Source organism: Kurthia sp. YJT4, from assembly GCF_030219945.1.
Classification (GTDB): Bacteria; Bacillota; Bacilli; order Bacillales_A; family Planococcaceae; genus Kurthia; species Kurthia gibsonii.
Genome location: NZ_CP126689.1, coordinates 2,183,747 through 2,202,723, shown reverse-complemented (window position 1 = coordinate 2,202,723; position 18,977 = coordinate 2,183,747). Strand labels below are relative to the sequence as shown.

Sequence of the window (18,977 nt, the reverse complement as noted above, 5' to 3'; positions counted from 1 at the left end):
GATATCATCTCATTTTGAGATTATAGGAGGGGGTTTATGCATGAAAATGCCAAAAACAGTTTGGCTTTTAGTGATCGGAATGCTTGTAAATACGACAGGTAACTCTTTTTTATGGCCAATGAATACAATTTATCTGCATGACCACCTCGGTCAGAGTTTAACAGTAGCAGGACTTGTATTAATGTTAAATGCAGCAGCTGGCGTAGTAGGGAATCTACTCGGCGGCTATTTATTTGATAAAATAGGCGGTTATAAAACGATTTTATTTGGTATTATTTTGACGATTGTGGGTCTCGCACTTTTAACGATTTGGCATGGATGGCCGCAATATGTATGGCTACTTGCGCTTATCGGTTTTAGCGGCGGGATTGTGTTTCCGAGTATGTTCGCGCTTGTTGGTGTTGCGTGGCCAGAAGGTGGCCGAAAAGGATTCAATGCCATTTACTTAGCACAAAATCTTGGAGTAGCAGTGGGTCCTGTATTAGCAGGTGTTGTAGCTTCGTATAGTTTTGATTATTTATTTGTTGCTAATTTAATTATGTATATTCTTTTCTTAGGCATTGCATTCAAGTTCAAAAAAATCCAAACAGAAGATGCGTATGGTCCAACAGCAGCATTACCTAAAGGTGAGTTGAAAAATCGTGCACCACTCATTGCGCTATGTATTTTAGGTGTCGGCTTCTTACTTGGATGGCTTGTGTACTCACAATGGGTATCAACGATTTCAACTTATACACAAGATCTCGGTTTATCGTTAAAACAATATAGTGCACTTTGGGCTGTGAATGGCTTCCTAATCGTTCTTGGTCAGCCACTAATTGCGCCAATTGTACGCAAATTAGAAGGACGTTATAAAGCACAAATCTTATTTGGTTTATCCATTTTCATCGTGTCGTTTGTTGTATTAATTTTTGCAAAAACATTCACAATGTTTATTGTCGCAATGGTCATTCTAACATTCGGTGAAATGTTCATCTGGCCAGTCGTTCCAACATTGGCAAGTGTGCTCGCACCAAAGGGGAAAGATGGTTTCTTCCAAGGATTGATTAATGGTTTTGCGACATTCGGGCGTATGCTAGGACCGGTTGTAGGTGGTGTACTTGCGCAAGCTTATGGCATGCAAGTGACGTTTATCGTATTAATCGGTATTCTATTCCTTGCGGCAATTCCATTCTTCTTCTACGATTTGCCACTTAAAAGGAAGAAAGTAACGAGTTAAAGAAATGGACTTGTTATTTTAAGGCTTTTCAGATAAAATAAAGGCATTATACTAATAGGACGAAGATCAGGAGTAGTAGATAACGGAAGTTTTTAGAGAGTTAGCGGTTGGTGGGAGCTAATAACGGATGGAATCGAACTTGCCTTGGGAGTCTGCATAGGAATGATTGACCTACGCCGTTAATCCGCGATAAGGATTCAAGTTGAGTGTTTTCACTAATTTGGGTGGTACCGCGGGAATTATATGTCTCGTCCCTTTTTCAAGGGACGGGACTTTTTATTTTCCGTCATTGGTGAATGCGTTCTTATATTAAAGGAGGAAAAAACATGAGCTTTAATCATCAAGAGATTGAGAAGAAGTGGCAAAAGTATTGGGATGAACACCAATCTTTTAAAACAGTCAATGACGATTCAAAACCAAAATTTTATGCACTTGATATGTTCCCATATCCATCAGGAGCAGGTCTACACGTAGGACACCCTGAAGGTTATACAGCGACAGATATTTTATCTCGCTTCAAACGTATGCAAGGTTACAACGTACTTCACCCAATGGGATGGGATGCGTTCGGTTTACCAGCAGAGCAATATGCACTGGATACTGGGAATGACCCTGCTGAATTTACAGCGCAAAACATTGCAACGTTCAAACGCCAAATCCAAGAGCTTGGCTTTAGTTATGATTGGGATCGCGAAATTAATACAACAGACCCTTCATACTACAAGTGGACACAATGGATTTTCATCCAATTATACAAAAAGGGATTAGCTTACATTGATGAAGTAGCTGTAAACTGGTGCCCAGCACTTGGAACAGTTCTTGCAAATGAAGAAGTCATCGATGGTAAATCAGAGCGTGGTGGACATCCAGTAGAACGTCGTCCGATGAAACAATGGATGCTGAAAATCACTGCTTATGCAGACCGTCTAATTGACGATTTAGAAGATGTGGATTGGCCTGAAAATATTAAAGATATGCAACGCCACTGGATTGGTCGTTCTGAAGGTGCGGAAGTAGACTTTAAAATTAAAGGAACAGATAAGCAATTCCGCGTATTCACAACACGTCCAGATACATTATTCGGTGCAACTTACACAGTTTTAGCACCAGAACATGAATTTGTAAAAGACATCACAACACCAGAACAAAAAGAAGCAGTACAAGCTTACTTAGATCAAGTGAAGATGAAGTCAGATCTTGAACGTACAGACCTTGCAAAAGAAAAAACAGGTGTGTTCACAGGTGCTTATGCAATCAACCCAATTAACGGTCAAGAAGTGCCAATTTGGATTGCAGATTATGTACTTGCTTCATACGGTACAGGTGCAATCATGGCTGTTCCAGCACATGATGAGCGTGACTACGAGTTTGCGAAACAATTCGACTTACCAATCATCCCTGTATTAGAAGGCGGCAACATTGAAGAAGCGGCATTCACAGAAGATGGTCCACACATTAATTCAGGCTTCTTAAATGGACTTGATAAAGAAGAAGGCATTCAAAAAGCCATCGCTTGGTTGGAAGAAAATAAAGTGGGTGAGAAGAAAGTAACGTATCGTTTACGTGACTGGTTATTCTCTCGTCAACGTTACTGGGGTGAACCGATTCCAATTATCCATTGGGAAGATGGTTCAATTACAACAGTTCCAGAAGATCAACTACCACTTGAATTACCAAAGACAAAAGATATTCACCCATCAGGTACAGGTGAATCACCACTTGCGAATATCGCAGAGTGGGTAAATGTTGTAGACCCTGAAACAGGTATGAAAGGTCGTCGTGAAACGAACACAATGCCACAATGGGCAGGTTCATCATGGTACTTCTTACGTTATATCGATCCACACAATACAGAAGCAATCGCAGACCCAGAGCTATTAAAACGCTGGTTACCAGTTGATATCTATATTGGCGGACAAGAACACGCAGTACTTCACTTACTATATGCTCGTTTCTGGCATAAAGTGTTATACGATCTAGGCGTTGTTCCAACGAAAGAGCCATTCCAAAAATTATTCAACCAAGGGATGATTCTTGGTGAAGGTAACGAAAAAATGTCGAAATCAAAAGGGAATGTTGTAAACCCTGATGATATTATCGAATCACATGGTGCAGATACACTTCGTTTATACGAAATGTTCATGGGACCACTTGAAGCATCGATTCCATGGTCTACAAATGGACTTGACGGAGCACGTCGCTTCTTAGATCGCGTATGGCGCTTATTCATTAATGAGGAGACAGGTGCATTAGCAGATAAGATTCAAGATTCGAACGACACAACACTTGAAAAAGTGTACAACCAAACAGTTCAAAAAGTAACAGATAACAATGAAAACATCCGTTTCAATACATCAATCTCACAAATGATGGTATTCATCAACGAATGTTACAAAGCAGAAGTTGTACCAACAGCTTATGCAGAAGGCTTCGTAAAAATGTTATCACCGATCGCACCACACCTTGCAGAAGAATTATGGGCGAAACTAGGTCACACAGAATCAATCACATATGCTGAATGGCCAACATATGATGAAACAAAACTAGTAGACGACGAAGTAGAAATCGTTGTTCAAATTAACGGTAAAGTACGTGCGAAACTACTTGTAGCAAAAGACGCTTCACGCGAAGACCTTGAAAAAGCTGCACTTGAAAATGAAAACGTACAAGAACACATCGACGGTAAAGAAATTAAAAAATTAATTGCTGTACCAGGTAAGTTAGTTAATATTGTAGCGAAATAATAGTGTAAAACGGCAAATATTCTCATGATATTTGCCGTTTTATTTATAGGGGGCGTAAATAATGAAAAAGCATGTACATGTAGTAGGGGCCGTTATGGTAAACGATGAAGGAAAGATTTTTTGCGCACAACGTAGTAAAAAAATGTCTCTACCTGAATTATGGGAATTTCCGGGTGGTAAAATTGAAGATGGAGAAACAAAACAGCAAGCATTAATAAGAGAGATTCAAGAAGAATTAATGTGTGAGATTGAAGTGTATGAACAAATTGAAGATACCACATATGAATATGAGACATTTATTGTTCGTTTAGAGACATTTAAAGCAAAAATTTTAAAAGGAGAACTGGTTCTTCAAGAACATCAGGCGAGCAAATGGTTGGCTGTAGAAGAATTAGGTGAATTAAACTGGGCAGCAGCAGATATACCAGCAGTAAAGAAGATTCAAGAGGAGTTTGTTAGATGAGTGAAGTTAGTCAAAATTATTTACAGAAATCGATTGAGCGAGGGTTTATTGATTCGAACATTGTAGCGCCGCTTACATATCGACCACAATTATTATTAAATAATGAACAAGAGCAAGTGTTGCCGACTTTACTGCAAGAGTTAAAAACGTGTAAGGAGTTTTTTATTTCAGTCGCTTTTATTACAGAGAGTGGTTTAGCGATGTTAAAAACAGTGTTATATGAATTATCCCTTCGAAACATTAAAGGGCGTATTCTTACTTCCACGTATTTAAATTTTAATAACCCGAAAGTTTTTAAAGAGTTATTAAAGCTGAAAAATGTAGAAGTGCGTTTAACTGATATCGATGGTTTTCATGCAAAAGGCTATTATTTCAAACATGAAAACTTCGAAACGTTTATTGTAGGAAGTTCGAATTTAACAGCGAATGCATTAAAAAAGAATTATGAATGGAATATTAAATTGACTACATTAGAACATGGTGAGTTAATCAATAATTTCCATGATCAATTTGAACATCTTTGGACTAAATCATATCCACTAACGACGGAATGGATTCAACAATATGAACAGCTTTATACCCCGCCAAATACGAATCAAGTTGTTTTAGAAGTACCTATGAATGTTTTAGAAAATCCTTTAAGTCGCACACTTGAAATTAAACCAAACAAAATGCAAGAAAAGGCGTTGGCTCAAATTGCAGGACTTAGAAATCAGGGGGCTGAAAAAGCATTAGTTATTTCAGCAACTGGGACAGGTAAAACTTACTTATCTGCATTTGATGTACGAGCTTTTCGTCCGAAGAAGTTTTTATTCATTGTGCATCGTGAACAAATTTTAAAGAAGGCAATGCAAGACTACCAACAAATTATTGGTGGCGATTTAGACGAATATGGTTTATTAACAGGGAATTCAAAGGATATCCATGCGAAATACTTATTTGCGACAATACAAACGATCTCTAAACAAGAGATTTTAAATGCTTTCGATCCAACAGAATTTGATTACATTTTAATTGATGAAGTGCATAAAGCAGGTGCATCGTCTTACTTAAAAGTTATTAACTACTTTAAGCCTTCTTTCTTATTAGGTATGACTGCTACACCAGAACGCACAGATGATTTTAATATTTATGAAGTATTTGATTATAATGTGGCGTATGAAATTCGACTACAAGAAGCTTTAGAAGAAGATATGTTATGTCCATTCCATTATTTTGGTATTACAGATTTTGAAGTAGAAGGAGAAGAAATTCAGAGTACGAAGGAATTTCAGTACTTAGATCAAGAAAAACGAGTGGATCATGTATTAGAGCGTGTCTCTTATTATGGGCATTCGGGTGAAAAATTAAAGGGTCTTGTCTTTTGTGCGAATAAAAAAGAGGCGCACACATTAGCCACACTTTTTACACAAAGAAATCATCCTTCCGTTGCTTTAACAGGAGAAGATTCTCAGGAAGTACGTGAGGAAACGATTCGTAAATTAGAAAAAGGAGAAATTGATTATATTTTCACTGTTGATATTTTCAATGAAGGTATTGATATACCAGTAGTGAATCAAATCATTATGCTACGCCAAACACAATCAAGTATTGTATTTATTCAACAACTTGGTAGAGGTTTGCGTAAACATCCTCAAAAAGAGTTTGTCACCATCATTGACTTTATCGGGAATTATGAGAATAACTATTTAATTCCAGTTGCACTTTCAGGTGATCAAACGTTAAATAAGGATACAATTCGTCGTAAGACAGTCGATATGTCATTCATTAAAGGGATTTCAACCGTTAATTTTGAAGAAATTGCAAAGCAAAGAATATTTGATTCGATTACGAATACAAATTTATCCACACAAAAGAACTTAAAAGAAAAATATGAACAGTTAAAAAATCGATTAGGGCATATTCCGAGTTTAGTTGATTTTATGGAAAATAATTCGATTGATCCGTATGTACTGATTGGTACAAATAAAACGTACTATCAATTCTTGCAAAAAATGAAAGAGGATATCCCAAATTTATCAGAATATGAAGTACAAGTTTTGTATATGATTGGTGAAGAATTAATGAATGGTAAAAGAGTTCATGAATTATTATTATTAAATGAACTATTGCAGTGCTCAACGCTTTCAAAGCAAGAATTTATTCATTTATTAAATAAAAAAGAAGTGCGTACCGACTATGAAACAATCGCATCGATGGAACGTGTTTTAACATTAGAGTTTTTCACACAGGCTTTCCAAAAACGTTATGGCGGACAATCTTTAGTGGTAGTCGAAAATGATGTATATCAATTAAATATGCCTTTACAAAATGAATATTTTAAGCAACAGATGCAAGACCTTTTAAATGTGGGCTTAAGAAAAGCAAAGAAATATGACCAACAAAAGATATTTACACTCTATGAAAAATATTCACGAAAAGACGCATGTCGTTTATTAAACTGGCAAAGTGATATGTCGAGTACGGTGTATGGTTATAAACGAGTGGAAGATACGTGTCCTTTATTTGTGACCTATCATAAAGATGAAAAACTTTCGACAAGTGTTCATTATGGTGATGAATTAATCACACCAGAATTATTTAAATGGTATTCAAGAACACCTAGAACTTTACAATCGAAAGAATTAGAAAAAATTATCTATGCAAAAGAACATGGTGTGAAGATTCATTTGTTCATTCAAAAAGAAGGTGCAGAAGGTACTGACTTTTATTATTTGGGGGAAGTAGAAGCAGAACCTAATAAAGCACAACAAGAAAAAATTGAGACATTAAAAGGTGATCAAGTAGATGTGGTTACGATTGAATTTGATTTAAAACAATCGATTAAAATGCCGATTTATCACTATTTAAAAAACGAAGAAGTATAACAAAACCCGTAACGATTGCAGTCGTTACGGGTTTTCTCTGTTTATGCTTTTTCTAACTCCTCCGTCAGTTCTTCCAACTGTGTAATCAGTTGTCCGATATAAGCGATGGTATTGCGGAGTGGTTCATCTGTTGATACGTCAACGCCTGCCATTTTAGCGAGTTCTTCAGGTGTGGCTGTGCCACCTGCTTGTAGAACGCGTAGCCAGTCGTCTACGGCGTTTTCGTCTTTATGGATGATTCTTTGTGCGACTTGTGTGGCAATCGTTAAGCCAGCACTGTATGTGTACGGATATAAGCCCATATAGTAATGAGGTTGGCGCATCCATGTGCGTTCAGCACCTTCATTGATAAGGATATCCTCACCCCAGAATTGTTCAAGCACTTGTCGTTTTAATTCATTAAGGCGTTTCGCTGTGACAGCACCACCTGCATCAACAATGCGATATACTTCACGCTGATAAGCTGCTTCTAATAAGTGTGTCACAAAGTTATGGTAATACGTTTTTGATACCATATTTGAAATAATCCAGCGTTTAAAACGAAGATCCTCTTTTGTTGTAACGAGGTGTTCTGCGACTAGCAGTTCATTCAATGTTGAAGGAGCTTCTACAAAGTAACGTGATACACGTCCGTCAAAAACATTTTGTTTTTGATATGCTTGTTGGAAATGCCCGGCATGTCCTAGCTCATGTGCGAGTGTAAACACATTACTCATATGATTATTCCATGACATCAAGATGTACGAGTTTGCGCCATAAGGGCTTGCACAAAATGCGCCTGTTCGTTTGCCTTCATTCGGTGCATAGTCAATCCAGCGCTCATCATATGCACGTTGTAACATCTTTGTATAATTTTCACCCATTGGTTGTAATGCTTCTAAAATCATTTTTTCGGCTTCTTTTTTCGTAACAGTCGGTTCATACTCAGGATCTAGTGAGATTTTTAAGTCAGCAAAAGTCATTTGGTCGAGTCCATGCACTTTTTGAAGTAACTTAGCATAGCGGCGCATATGCGGTGCTAATTCGTTCATAATGACATCAATTTGTCTGTGGTATAAATCTTCCGTCACCTTTTGTTCGTGGAGTAGAGAATGGAAGACAGAATCAAAACCACGTAAATCCGCCATACGTTTTTCAATTTGTACTTGTGTATCATAGGCTTTTGCGGTTGTTGCTTCATAATCACGCAATTTCCCGTAAAATGTTTGGAAAGCTGCATGACGTTTACTGAAGTCGACTTCTTGTTCCCAATTATTTTCAAATGAGCTATAGCTTAATGGGAACTGTTCACCGTCTACGTCAACATCAGGGAAGCGAAGGTCGAGTGCTTTTGTTGCATTATAGAGTGCATAAGGTGCATCAAAAGCGACATTAAGTGAGGCGAATGCTTTTTCGACTTCTGGGTGTAATTGGTACGGTTGATTACGTAAGATGTCTTCTACAAAATGTTTTAAGTGAGGAACTTGTTCAACTGCTTCGTTCAATACGTCCTCAGATGTACTTAGTAATGTTGTTTTGAAAAAAGATGTCTTACTAAAGAGAGTCGCCGCCACTTGATTCATGCGAGAGACACGTGCTTGCGCCGCTTCATCGCCTTGGTTTGTTTCCCATGAGAGATTGGCATATGTATGCACAATCACAAATTGCTCAAAGATTTTTTCGTAATCTTTTAGTGCTTGTGCAATCGATGTAGCAGCGTTTAAGTGATCTTCATAATTTACTTGGAATTGATGTACAGCTTCTAACAATGCCTCAACTCTTTCATTAAACTCATCTTCATCTTTGACTAAACGTGTTAAATCCCAAGTTTCTTCTAACGGCACAGCTTCACGAACAGGTAACTTCATATCACTTCACTCCTTATATTTAGTCTTTTCATTATATTCTAAATATTTCGGATTGTGAAGTAAATGATTACAGTCGACGAATTGAATATTTCCCGAGCAATAAATCAATGAAGTAAAGAATTGCGATACATAGATGAATACCCCACCCAAGTATAGGAATCCATGTGAAACAAGTTAAGAAAATCGCAATGATTGGAACTACTTTTGATTGGATTGTCCCCATACGAACGATGAGTACAATGGCATGAATGACAAGAGCAACCCATACAGTTGCATAGCCAGTAGCAAGTACTGTAGCTCCTCCTACAATCGGAATTGCGAGATAGGCTTCATATAAAAAAGCAATTAATGTCGTTACAAAAAACATACACATCCATCCTTTCGTTAGTAAATATACGAATGACTTTGAATTTTGTTTCAAGGAGGAAAAGAAAAAAATCGCACCAAAGCGCGATTTTTCTCTCTAACTCTTCGTTTACGATTTTGCAAAATCATCTTCTCCAGATTCGTAAACATCGTCAAATACTTCGCCTTTATTTTCTTCACTTGTTGTTACATAGAGCGTACATGCTAGGTCACCTGTTGAATTTACCATCGTACGTGTCATATCGAGTAGACGATCAATACCGATGATTAAAGCAATACCTTCTACAGGTAAGCCAACCGCTGTTAATACCATAGCAAGCATGATAAGACCAGCGCCTGGAACAGCAGCAGTTCCAATACTTGCGAGTACAGCTGTTAATACGACTGTAATTAGTGCTGTAATGGATAAATCAACCGAGAAAACTTGTGCAATAAAGATTGTTGCAACCCCTTGCATAATCGCAGTTCCATCCATGTTAATCGTTGCACCGAGTGGTTGTACGAATGAACTAATTGAACGAGGGACGCCAAGTTTTTTCTGCGCAATTTCCATAGCGACAGGTAGTGTAGCGCTACTACTTGATGTACTAAACGATACAGCCATTGCAGGCGAATACGTTTTAATTACCTGTACTGGATTACGTTTCGCTAAAAACTTCATAGCACCGCCGTAAACGAAGAAGAAGTGGACAGCAAGTGCAAGCAATACAACAAGCATGTATAAGAACATTGCTTTTAATGCACTAAATCCGAGTTGACCAACTGCAGAGGCGATTAAACCGAATGTACCAAACGGTGCAAACTTCATGACAAGGTTGACTAAGAACATCATAATTTCGTTTCCTTGTTCCATTAGTTTTGCAATACCCTCTACTTTTTTACCTAAATAGCTAATTGCAAAGCCGATGAAAACAGCGAAGAAGATAATTTGTAGCATTGCGCCTTCTGCCATTGCAGCAATTGGATTAACTGGAATGATACCGAGGAATGTCTCTGATGCGGGCGGTGCTTTTGTTGGTTCATAGTTTAAATTATCTGTTTGAAAAGTTCCAGCAAAACCTGGTTTTAAAATCAGTGCTAAAACAATTCCGATTGTAATCGCGATGGCTGTTGTTGTTAAAAAGAATGTAATCGTCTTAATACCAATTCTGCCGAGTTTTTTAGGATCACCAATATTCGCAACACCTGTCACAATCGAGAAGAATACAAGTGGTACAATCACCATCTTAATTAAGTTTAAGAAAATTGTGCCAAGTGGTGTAAATAGATAACCATCTAAAGGTTTAAAAATACTCGGGAAAAAGGCGTTAATGATAACACCTACAATAGCCCCTAATGCAAGTGCCATTAAAATACGTTTTGCTAATTTCATCCATTCATCCCCTTTATGTAAAAATAAAATAAAGCATTACAATTCTCTATGTATGATATAAAGAAAAATAATGCTTACTGTTATATTATAATAAAACAAAAGGAAATGAAAGTGCTTTCATGCTAATAATTTGATTCTTTTGCCTGGATAATTGCGTAAAGTTTATCATTCGTTGGTGTAGCAATTTGATGTTTTACACCTAATTTTCGGATTGTTCCTGCGAAAAGTGGTAGCTCGCTTTTTCTTTTTGCGTCGACATCCTGTGCCATGGAAGGTTTTCCTTCTGGGTTAAGCGTGGCTAGAATATCAAGCCAATAAGCTAAATCTTTTTCGGATAGTGCGATACCTTCTGCTTGTCCAATTTTGATTACTTCTCGCATGGCACTAATCATCATATCGCGCGCTTCACCCTCGATTTGAACATCGTGGAATGTACCTTCAATTGCAGCAACAGTTTGATTAACACCTACATTTAACATGAATTTCCCCCATAAGCGATGGCGCATTTGTGGATCGACTTCATAAGGGAATTCCGTTTCATCGAAGAATTTTGTAACGGTATGTAGGCGTTCGAGTTCCATTCCTTCTAAGTCCGCCCTGATACAAAGTAAGCCTTTATTGACATAAGTCATATGGTTGCCTGTTTTTAAAGCATCCATTCCTTGTGCTACACAATATAGTGTATGTTCGACACCGAAAACTTTTGCAATTTCTTCTTCACTAATAATGCCATTTAATACAGAGAGAATAATCGTTTGTTTTTGTACGATTGGACGAATTATCTCAATGGCTTCAGATAAACCATCAAACTTTGTTGCGATTAAAATCAAATCTGCGGGTGTCGCTTGTTCAGGTGTTACATAATGAAATGTACAAGGTTCGCCATTACAAAAAATACCGTCGCGTTTATAGCGTTCAATACGTGTAGCGTCTGCAATCACTTCTACGCGTTCCTTTGGTAATCGTTTTGAAAAATGTTCTGCATACAGTACACCAAGTGCACCAAGTCCTACGATTGCTACTTGTTGAATTTTCAATTGACCCACTCCTAAATTATGTCATAAACGTATCATAACAAATTTTTTGCTGAAAAATGAAACAAATCGGGTATAAAAACAGTAAGTAAGGTAATGGAGGCGAACGCCGATGGAAAAACAACAATTCAATAAAGTGCTACAATTCTTCACAGTCTTATGGTTTTTTACAATTATTGGATTATTAATAGGAACCATATTACCACAGGCCTTTATATTACCACTTAGTATTGTGACGTTAATCTTACTAATTGCAATGATGTTTAGTCGTACAATGAGAAGGTTAGGAAGATTCATATCGATTATTGTCGCAATATTAGTCGGTATTACATTTTATAGTGCGTTAAATTTTTATCTAGGTGCATTAGGTGGAGGAATGGTCTTGCTTATTTTAGGGACGACTGCCATCATCTTCATCGCAGCTGGTTTATATGGTTATTATACGAAACGAGACTTTACGAATAAAGGAAGTATCTTATTCATCTTATTAGTTGGTTTAATCGCATTCTCAATCATTGCGATTTTTGTGAAATTCTCATCAGTCGTATGGATTTTCGTTAGTGCATTAGGGGTCATTGTATTTACGGTTTATACGATTTTCGATATGAATCGAATTGCAAAACAACCAATTAAGGATGAAGATGTACCGATGATTGCACTAAATTTATATTTAGATTTCATTAACTTATTCCAATATCTATTAAGTCTTGTGTACAATATTCGTCGCACATTTTAAATGAAGGCGAGTTGTTATAGGTCTGACAACTCTCCTTTCTCTATGAAAAAGTTGCGTTTTTCAACTGTTTTCATTATTGTGTGTAATAAGGGTGTTTATAGTGTGTTTGTAGAAGTGGAGGAGAGCATATGATCAATTCAAAAAAACAAAGTAATACAGAGAATACGATTACATATCATTATCCATTTATTGATTTAGAGAAAAAGAAGGTAGAAGCAAAGGTAACAATTGACCAGCAGATGTATTTATCTGTAGCTGTTGATTTATCAAATGGGGTTATTCAGATTGAAAAGAACGCAGCAGACTTTGAATTAGCTTTGACAGACGATCAAAAGATAATTGAACAGATTAAAACAATGGCAGAATTTATGATTTTTAATCAAATTGATAGCTATTCAAAGACGTTTTTAAGTTAGCTTGCATATATACATAAATAAAAAGGAAGATGAGCCAACGCATTGAGCGAGGTTCTTCTTCCTTTTGTGCTTATAGAAGTTAGTTCTTCGATTCATCATATTTTTGTAAGTTATACTGCTGAATCATCGCATTTAATTTTTTATTATACTTTGTGTCGGTAGCATAACTACCTGTTAATGCTTCTGTTGCTTCTTGATAGGTAGAAGCGGAAGACTTGAATGTTTTTTTATAAAATTTCTTGTTCCATGAAGTGCCGTTCTTTAAAAGTGTTGCATAATCTTTCATGCTCTCTTCGTAAGAATTGTACTTTCGAAATGCAGCATCAATGGTACGTAAATTCCCTTTACCATCATCTTCTTGAGTAGGTAGTAGAACACTTTCACCTTTATACGTTCCTTTAATTCCAAAAAGATTGTAATTGGGTGCACTAGCAAGTTCACTGTTTCCGGAGTTACTTTCGAGTGTTGCTTGTGCAATCATAACAGAAGCGTATAAACCATAGCGGTCTGCAATTTTTTGAGCAGTTGGTGCAATTTTTTTGATAAATTCTTTTTCTGTGTAACCGACTTTCTTTGATTCTACTGGTTTAGGTTGTGCTTCGTTATTAAATATAAGTGTTTTAACTAATAACACGACACAAAAAATAAAAAGACTAAGAGCAATAATAATTCCAATGAGTAATTGTGAAGCTTTTCGCATGTTGATCTCCTTTTATTTTACGCGATTACAATTAAAACGTTTATAAACATAAAAAGTTCCGTTTATTGACATTGTGCAATAGAGTCTGGCATAGAAATAATCTTCCCATTTTCCATTAAAACAAAATCATTTTTTGTTGAATGTTTTACCATATATTGAGCTTCGTCAGCATGTAATATGCAAGTATTCATATCATCTACATGTATAATAGTCTGTGAATTCCCACCAATACTAAAAGTTAAATAATCGGCAGTTTCAGAAGCTACATGTTGGATGTGGTATGAATTAATCTGGTTTAAAAATTGCTTATAAAATCGATGTACTTCATTCTCTGTATGATTTTGAAGGAGTACTAAAAACTCTTCTCCACCCCAACGTGAAGCAAATCGATTCGGACCTGCACATAAATCATGTAGTGTAGAAGCGACTTTTGCAAGTACGATATCTCCATACGCATGTCCATAGTAATCATTATATTTTTTAAAACAATCAATATCAATCATGAGCACGGTCATTTTACAAGGAAGTTGTGTTTGTAAATAATCTAAATGATGTAAATAGCCGCGACGATTTGATAAATTAGTTAATTCATCTGTATAAGCAGCAGCTCTAAGTTCTTTTGTTAACATTTTTGATACTTGCTTTTCTTCAACAAGACGTTGATTTTGCTCTAAGTGTTGTTTCATAATACGATAATTCAAGTAATTTAAAGAAAGTGTTAAAACAGTAATTAATAGTAATAAGATTAAATTAAATTGTCCGGATGTAATAAAGTTTGAGTTGAAAATAATAGCTATACTAAGTAAAATTGTGCAAAATAAAATCGGAATCATCGTTTTTCTGAGAGGTATAATTACAACGCATGAACATAAGAAAGTATAGACTAAGTAAATCACAATTTGTCCATGTAATTGTTGGTCATAATTTGAAATATAGCAACTGCTCAGAAGGGTAATCCAAACGTATAAAAAGATGATCGCATTGATGTTTTTAGTTTGTTCAATCGAGATTGCCTGTTTTCTTCGATGTTTAAAAGCATAAATTAATGTAAAAATATTAATTGCTATAATAAGAATGTAGCAAATAACATATCCTTTATAGTCTTTAAAATGATATGTAGTATGTGTGTGTGCATATAAGTTAATTAAAAAAATAGCGGAAAGCATAAATAACGAAAATATCGAAACAAGAAATAATCTTTTAATATTTTGTTTGGCAAATTCACGTTGAATATAAATCGATGCTGGAGGCGAATGTGATAAATTCGCAAATAACTTTTTCATGCAATGCACTCCAATTCTTAGTTGTTTACTTATTCCTATAGAATACCATAATATAGAATTTATGTGCTTAAAAAGAATTAAAAACAATATGTTCATATATATAACGTACAAATTTGTGACAGAAATAGATTTTGGCATAAAAAATACGAATCGTATGGAAACGATTCGTACTTAAAAAACGTTAGATAGGGTATGAGAGAGAAGCTGCGCTATCACCTGCAATATGTCCTGTGACTAGAGCTGCAGTGATATTATAACCACCTGTATAACCATGTACGTCTAAAATTTCGCCACAGAAAAATAGACCGTGTTTTTTCTTAGAAGCCATTGTTTGTGGTTCGATTTCTTTCGTAGATACACCACCACCTGTTACAAAAGCTTTTTCAATTGGTTGTGTACCGTAGACAGTCATTTCGAATGCGACAAGTGATTGTGCGAGCGTGCGCGTTTGCTCAGCAGATAAATCCGCTCCTGTTAATGCTTCATCGATATTTGCACGTTGCATTAAAAAAAGTAACCAGCGCTCTGGAACAATGCCTTTCCAGACGTTTTTTAGCGCTTTTTTCGGCTCATCTTTTGCCAATTTAAAGAGCATTTGAAAAGCGGATTCAGCATTATGTTCTGGTAAAGCTGCAATGCGCATCGTAACAGGTTTCTGACCATTTTTCTTAAGTTCTTTTACAACATATTGGCTACAACGAAGAATGGCTGGACCACTTAAACCGAAATGTGTAAAAAGCATGTCCATTGTATGTGTTACAATCGGTTTACCATTTTTTTTAAGAACGGATACAGCGGCATCGCGAAGTGCTAAACCTTGAAGTTCTTTTGATTGGATAAAGTCATCATTTGATAGTAAGGGAACTTCTGTTGGATAGAGATCTGTTACAGTGTGTCCAGCTTTTTCAGCCCATGGATAACCGTCACCTGTTGAACCAGTTTGAGGTACAGCTTTACCACCGACTGCGACAATAACTGCTTGTGATTTGATTTCGGTACCATCTTCTAAACGAACGCCAATCACTTTTTCATCGTCCATGAGTAACTTACTTACTTTTGTTAATTTGCGTACTTCGACGTGAAGACGATCAAGTTCGCGTAACAGCGCATCTACAACATCTAGTGCGCGATTTGATACAGGAAACATACGCCCGTGATCTTCTTCTTTTAAAGCAACACCTAGATTTTCAAAGAATGCGATAATATCTTCGTTATTAAATACCGTAAAAGGACTATAAAGAAAGCGGCCGTTACCAGGAATATGTTTAACAATTTCCTCAACAGGTAGGCGGTTCGTTACATTACAACGACCACCTCCAGAAATCGCTAATTTCTGCCCTAGCTTTTTACCTTTTTCAAGCAACAATACTTTTTTACCTTTAGACCCAGCAGCGATTGCGGCCATTAGTCCAGATGGTCCACCGCCAATTACAATTACATCATACATTTTTCTAGCTCACTTTCTTTTTTTATTTTATTATACATGAAATGAAGAAACTATTTGAGTAATTGTATATCGAGTTGTAAACTATAGTTTAGGTTTTATTAGATTTGGACAGAATGGAAGGATTTTATGTCATCATTAATGAAGGGAACTGCCATTCTTACGATTGGTATGTTTTTATCAAAAGTATTAGGTCTTATATACATATTCCCGTTCTACGCGATTATCGGTCAAGAGAATGTTACACTATATTCTTATGCATATATTCCTTATTCAATTATGTTGTCGATTGCCATTTCAGGAGCACCTGTAGCTGTTTCGAAATTCGTCGCTAAATATAATAGTATGGGTGATTATGAGTCGGGTAGAAAACTCGTCAAGTCGGGTTTAATGATTATGCTTGGAACTGGTATTTTATCGTTTATCGCATTATATTCTCTAGCAACACCGATTGCAGAGTTAGTTATTAAAGATGACGATCAAATTTTCACAGTGCCACAAATTGCGAGTGTGATTCGTTGGGTAAGTTTTGCATTAATCGCAGTACCATTTATGAGTTTATTACGTGGATTCTTCCAAGGTTATAACCATATGTCACCAACAGCAGTATCACAATTAGTCGAACAAATTGTACGAATTGTTGTGCTGTTAGTCGGCTCATTCTTAGTAATGAATGTGTTTGCTGGTCAGGCACAAACAGCAGTATCATTCGCTGTATTCTCAGCATTTATTGGTGCTATTGGTGGTTTATTATGTTTATATTATTACTGGCGTAAATTGAAGCCGGAATTTGATTTGAAGTTAGCTGAGAGTGTCCCGTCTGGAGAACTCAGCTACAAAAAGATTTATAAAGAAGTTATTACGTATTCGATTCCTTACATTTTTGTAGGGGTTGCAAATCCACTATTCCAATTAGTTGATATGTTCACGTTTAACCAAGCGATGTCGAGTATTGGTTTAGCGAAAATTTCAGATAATATTCTTGGCATGTTGAACTTTACTACACATAAGATTGTCATTATCCCTGTTATGTTAGCAACGGGATTTTCAATGGCACTTGTCCCGACAATTACACGTTATTATACGCAAAAACAGCGTGGTGAATTGATTGATGCTGTAGATAAGACATATCAAATTCTATTATTTATCACACTTCCAGCAGTTATTGGTATTTCGATTTTATCGTATGATGTGTACACGATGTTATATGAACCAGATGCGATGGGAGCGAGCGTGTTAGCTCATTATGCACCTGTAGCGATTTTGTTTGCTTTCTTCCAAGTAACGGCTGCATTGTTACAAGGAATTGACTATCAAAAGTGGATTATTTTAAGTTTATTAACAGGGATTTTAGTGAAGTTATCCATAAACATCCCAATGATTCAATGGTTAGAAGCAGATGGTGCGATTTTAGCAACAACCATTGGTTATATGGTATCGATTGGTATCAATTTAATTGTTTTAAGTAAAGTATTAGATTACAAACCACAAGTGGTCATTCGACGTTCTATTTTAATTGTTATTTTAACAGCGGTTATGACATTGATTGTATGGCTAACTCGCGAAGGATTATCACTCATTTTACCTGAAGTAGAAACACGCTTTACAGCAATGATTTATATTATTGTCTGTGGTTCTGTAGGTGTGGCTGTTTATGGGTATTTATCACTGCGTATCGGTTTAGCACAAAAATTATTAGGTAGTCGCGTGACGAAAATCGCACGCAAACTAGGTATGTAGGAGGAAATATGCGTTTAGATAAATTATTATCGAATATGGGCTTTGGCTCTCGTAAAGAAGTAAAAGCTTTATTAAAAGGCCAAGCAGTAAAAGTAGATGGGGTTGTTACGAAAGATGTAGCAAAACATGTCGATCCAGAAAAACAAGAAGTGATGGTCTATGGTGAGCGCGTTCATTATCAAGAGTTTATTTACTTGATGATGAACAAGCCGCCGGGCGTTATTTCAGCAACAGAAGATATGTATGATCAAACAGTCATTGACTTGTTAGATCCATTTCATCAACATTTCAAACCATTCCCTGTTGGACGTTTAGATAAGGATACAGAAGGTTTTTTACTCATTACAAACGATGGTCAATTATCACACAATCTTTTGTCTCCGAAAAAGCACGTACCGAAAGTGTATTATGCTCAAATTGAAGGAGAAGTAGTCGAAGCAGATATTGAAGCTTTCGCACAAGGTGTGACATTAGAAGACGGATATCATACAAAACCAGGGAAATTAAAGATTTTAAAAGCTGGGGAACAATCTGAAATTGAGCTCGAGATTTCAGAAGGTAAGTTTCATCAAGTGAAGCGTATGTTCGAGTCAGTTGGTAAAACAGTGACATACTTAAAGCGCTTGTCGATGGGACCACTCGAATTAGATGAAAATTTAGAGCTTGGCGAGTATAGAGAATTAACAACAGAAGAAGTAGAAAAATTAAAACAAAAAGAATGACCTCGCGACGCAGCAGGGTCATTC

General features: G+C 36.4%; 15 protein-coding genes and 1 other annotated feature. Of the genes, 8 read left to right on the top strand and 7 right to left on the bottom strand.

Features of this window, described 5'->3' with window-relative positions; all coding sequences use genetic code 11:
* Window positions 1-46: 46 nt before the first annotated feature.
* From QN089_RS10845 to QN089_RS10830, 4 genes are all read left to right on the top strand, one after another.
* Entirely contained in the window at window positions 47-1,219 is a 1,173-nt protein-coding gene (locus tag QN089_RS10845) for an MDR family MFS transporter (RefSeq protein ID WP_285216429.1), read from the top strand.
* 53 nt (window positions 1,220-1,272) lie between these two features.
* Window positions 1,273-1,478 (top strand) — a binding site (T-box leader).
* 67 nt (window positions 1,479-1,545) lie between these two features.
* Window positions 1,546-3,963: a leucine--tRNA ligase gene (leuS, locus tag QN089_RS10840; protein ID WP_285215307.1), complete on the top strand. Its 2,418-nt coding sequence runs from the start codon at window positions 1,546-1,548 to the stop codon at window positions 3,961-3,963.
* Between the two features lie 61 nt (window positions 3,964-4,024).
* A complete protein-coding gene (locus QN089_RS10835; protein ID WP_285215306.1) occupies window positions 4,025-4,426 on the top strand; it encodes a (deoxy)nucleoside triphosphate pyrophosphohydrolase in 402 nt (133 codons plus the stop codon).
* Window positions 4,423-7,293, top strand: a complete 2,871-nt coding sequence (locus QN089_RS10830) for a DEAD/DEAH box helicase (RefSeq protein WP_285215305.1) — start codon at window positions 4,423-4,425, stop codon at window positions 7,291-7,293. Before QN089_RS10835 ends, QN089_RS10830 begins: the two co-directional genes overlap by 4 nt.
* Window positions 7,294-7,334: 41 nt before the next feature.
* Here QN089_RS10830 and pepF read toward each other — a convergent pair whose 3' ends face one another.
* From pepF to QN089_RS10810, 4 genes are all read right to left on the bottom strand, one after another.
* A complete protein-coding gene (pepF, locus tag QN089_RS10825; protein ID WP_285215304.1) occupies window positions 7,335-9,140 on the bottom strand; it encodes an oligoendopeptidase F in 1,806 nt (601 codons plus the stop codon).
* 67 nt (window positions 9,141-9,207) lie between these two features.
* Window positions 9,208-9,507, bottom strand: coding sequence for a hypothetical protein (locus tag QN089_RS10820; RefSeq protein ID WP_068451745.1), 300 nt, complete (start codon window positions 9,505-9,507; stop codon window positions 9,208-9,210).
* 108 nt (window positions 9,508-9,615) lie between these two features.
* Window positions 9,616-10,878, bottom strand: coding sequence for a dicarboxylate/amino acid:cation symporter (locus tag QN089_RS10815; protein WP_285215303.1), 1,263 nt, complete (start codon window positions 10,876-10,878; stop codon window positions 9,616-9,618).
* A gap of 122 nt (window positions 10,879-11,000) precedes the next feature.
* Window positions 11,001-11,924 carry a ketopantoate reductase family protein gene (locus tag QN089_RS10810; protein ID WP_481810418.1) on the bottom strand — a complete coding sequence of 308 codons (924 nt, stop codon included), beginning with the start codon at window positions 11,922-11,924 and terminating at the stop codon, window positions 11,001-11,003.
* A 100-nt stretch (window positions 11,925-12,024) separates the two neighbouring features.
* Here QN089_RS10810 and QN089_RS10805 point away from each other — a divergent pair, with 100 nt between their 5' ends.
* Window positions 12,025-12,648 carry a Bax inhibitor-1/YccA family protein gene (locus tag QN089_RS10805; protein WP_285215301.1) on the top strand — a complete coding sequence of 208 codons (624 nt, stop codon included), beginning with the start codon at window positions 12,025-12,027 and terminating at the stop codon, window positions 12,646-12,648.
* 128 nt (window positions 12,649-12,776) lie between these two features.
* Complete coding sequence (locus tag QN089_RS10800) at window positions 12,777-13,064, top strand: hypothetical protein (RefSeq protein WP_285215300.1); 288 nt, start codon at window positions 12,777-12,779, stop codon at window positions 13,062-13,064.
* Between the two features lie 79 nt (window positions 13,065-13,143).
* On the opposite strand, the gene QN089_RS10795 is transcribed toward QN089_RS10800, so the two are convergent.
* The 3 genes from QN089_RS10795 to QN089_RS10785 all read right to left on the bottom strand — a co-directional run bounded on the left by QN089_RS10795 (window position 13,144) and on the right by QN089_RS10785 (window position 16,494).
* A complete protein-coding gene (locus tag QN089_RS10795; RefSeq protein WP_068451758.1) occupies window positions 13,144-13,764 on the bottom strand; it encodes a glucosaminidase domain-containing protein in 621 nt (206 codons plus the stop codon).
* Window positions 13,765-13,826: 62 nt separating this feature from the next.
* On the bottom strand, window positions 13,827-15,047 hold the full coding sequence (locus QN089_RS10790) for a GGDEF domain-containing protein (protein WP_285215299.1): 1,221 nt from the start codon (window positions 15,045-15,047) through the stop codon (window positions 13,827-13,829).
* A gap of 181 nt (window positions 15,048-15,228) precedes the next feature.
* On the bottom strand, window positions 15,229-16,494 hold the full coding sequence (locus tag QN089_RS10785) for a BaiN/RdsA family NAD(P)/FAD-dependent oxidoreductase (RefSeq protein ID WP_285215298.1): 1,266 nt from the start codon (window positions 16,492-16,494) through the stop codon (window positions 15,229-15,231).
* Window positions 16,495-16,620: 126 nt separating this feature from the next.
* Here QN089_RS10785 and QN089_RS10780 point away from each other — a divergent pair, with 126 nt between their 5' ends.
* On the top strand, window positions 16,621-18,231 hold the full coding sequence (locus QN089_RS10780; RefSeq protein WP_285215297.1) for a putative polysaccharide biosynthesis protein: 1,611 nt from the start codon (window positions 16,621-16,623) through the stop codon (window positions 18,229-18,231).
* Between the two features lie 8 nt (window positions 18,232-18,239).
* Entirely contained in the window at window positions 18,240-18,953 is a 714-nt protein-coding gene (locus QN089_RS10775) for a pseudouridine synthase (RefSeq protein ID WP_068451768.1), read from the top strand.
* The last annotated feature ends 24 nt before the right edge of the window (window positions 18,954-18,977 follow it).

Coding starts and splice junctions, on each gene's coding strand:
- QN089_RS10845 (WP_285216429.1), top strand. CDS start 47: ATGCCAAAAACAGTTTGGCTTTTAGTGATCGGAATGCTTGTAAATACG.
- leuS (WP_285215307.1), top strand. CDS start 1,546: ATGAGCTTTAATCATCAAGAGATTGAGAAGAAGTGGCAAAAGTATTGG.
- QN089_RS10835 (WP_285215306.1), top strand. CDS start 4,025: ATGAAAAAGCATGTACATGTAGTAGGGGCCGTTATGGTAAACGATGAA.
- QN089_RS10830 (WP_285215305.1), top strand. CDS start 4,423: ATGAGTGAAGTTAGTCAAAATTATTTACAGAAATCGATTGAGCGAGGG.
- pepF (WP_285215304.1), bottom strand. CDS start 9,140: ATGAAGTTACCTGTTCGTGAAGCTGTGCCGTTAGAAGAAACTTGGGAT.
- QN089_RS10820 (WP_068451745.1), bottom strand. CDS start 9,507: ATGTTTTTTGTAACGACATTAATTGCTTTTTTATATGAAGCCTATCTC.
- QN089_RS10815 (WP_285215303.1), bottom strand. CDS start 10,878: ATGAAATTAGCAAAACGTATTTTAATGGCACTTGCATTAGGGGCTATT.
- QN089_RS10805 (WP_285215301.1), top strand. CDS start 12,025: ATGGAAAAACAACAATTCAATAAAGTGCTACAATTCTTCACAGTCTTA.
- QN089_RS10800 (WP_285215300.1), top strand. CDS start 12,777: ATGATCAATTCAAAAAAACAAAGTAATACAGAGAATACGATTACATAT.
- QN089_RS10795 (WP_068451758.1), bottom strand. CDS start 13,764: ATGCGAAAAGCTTCACAATTACTCATTGGAATTATTATTGCTCTTAGT.
- QN089_RS10790 (WP_285215299.1), bottom strand. CDS start 15,047: ATGAAAAAGTTATTTGCGAATTTATCACATTCGCCTCCAGCATCGATT.
- QN089_RS10785 (WP_285215298.1), bottom strand. CDS start 16,494: ATGTATGATGTAATTGTAATTGGCGGTGGACCATCTGGACTAATGGCC.
- QN089_RS10780 (WP_285215297.1), top strand. CDS start 16,621: ATGTCATCATTAATGAAGGGAACTGCCATTCTTACGATTGGTATGTTT.
- QN089_RS10775 (WP_068451768.1), top strand. CDS start 18,240: ATGCGTTTAGATAAATTATTATCGAATATGGGCTTTGGCTCTCGTAAA.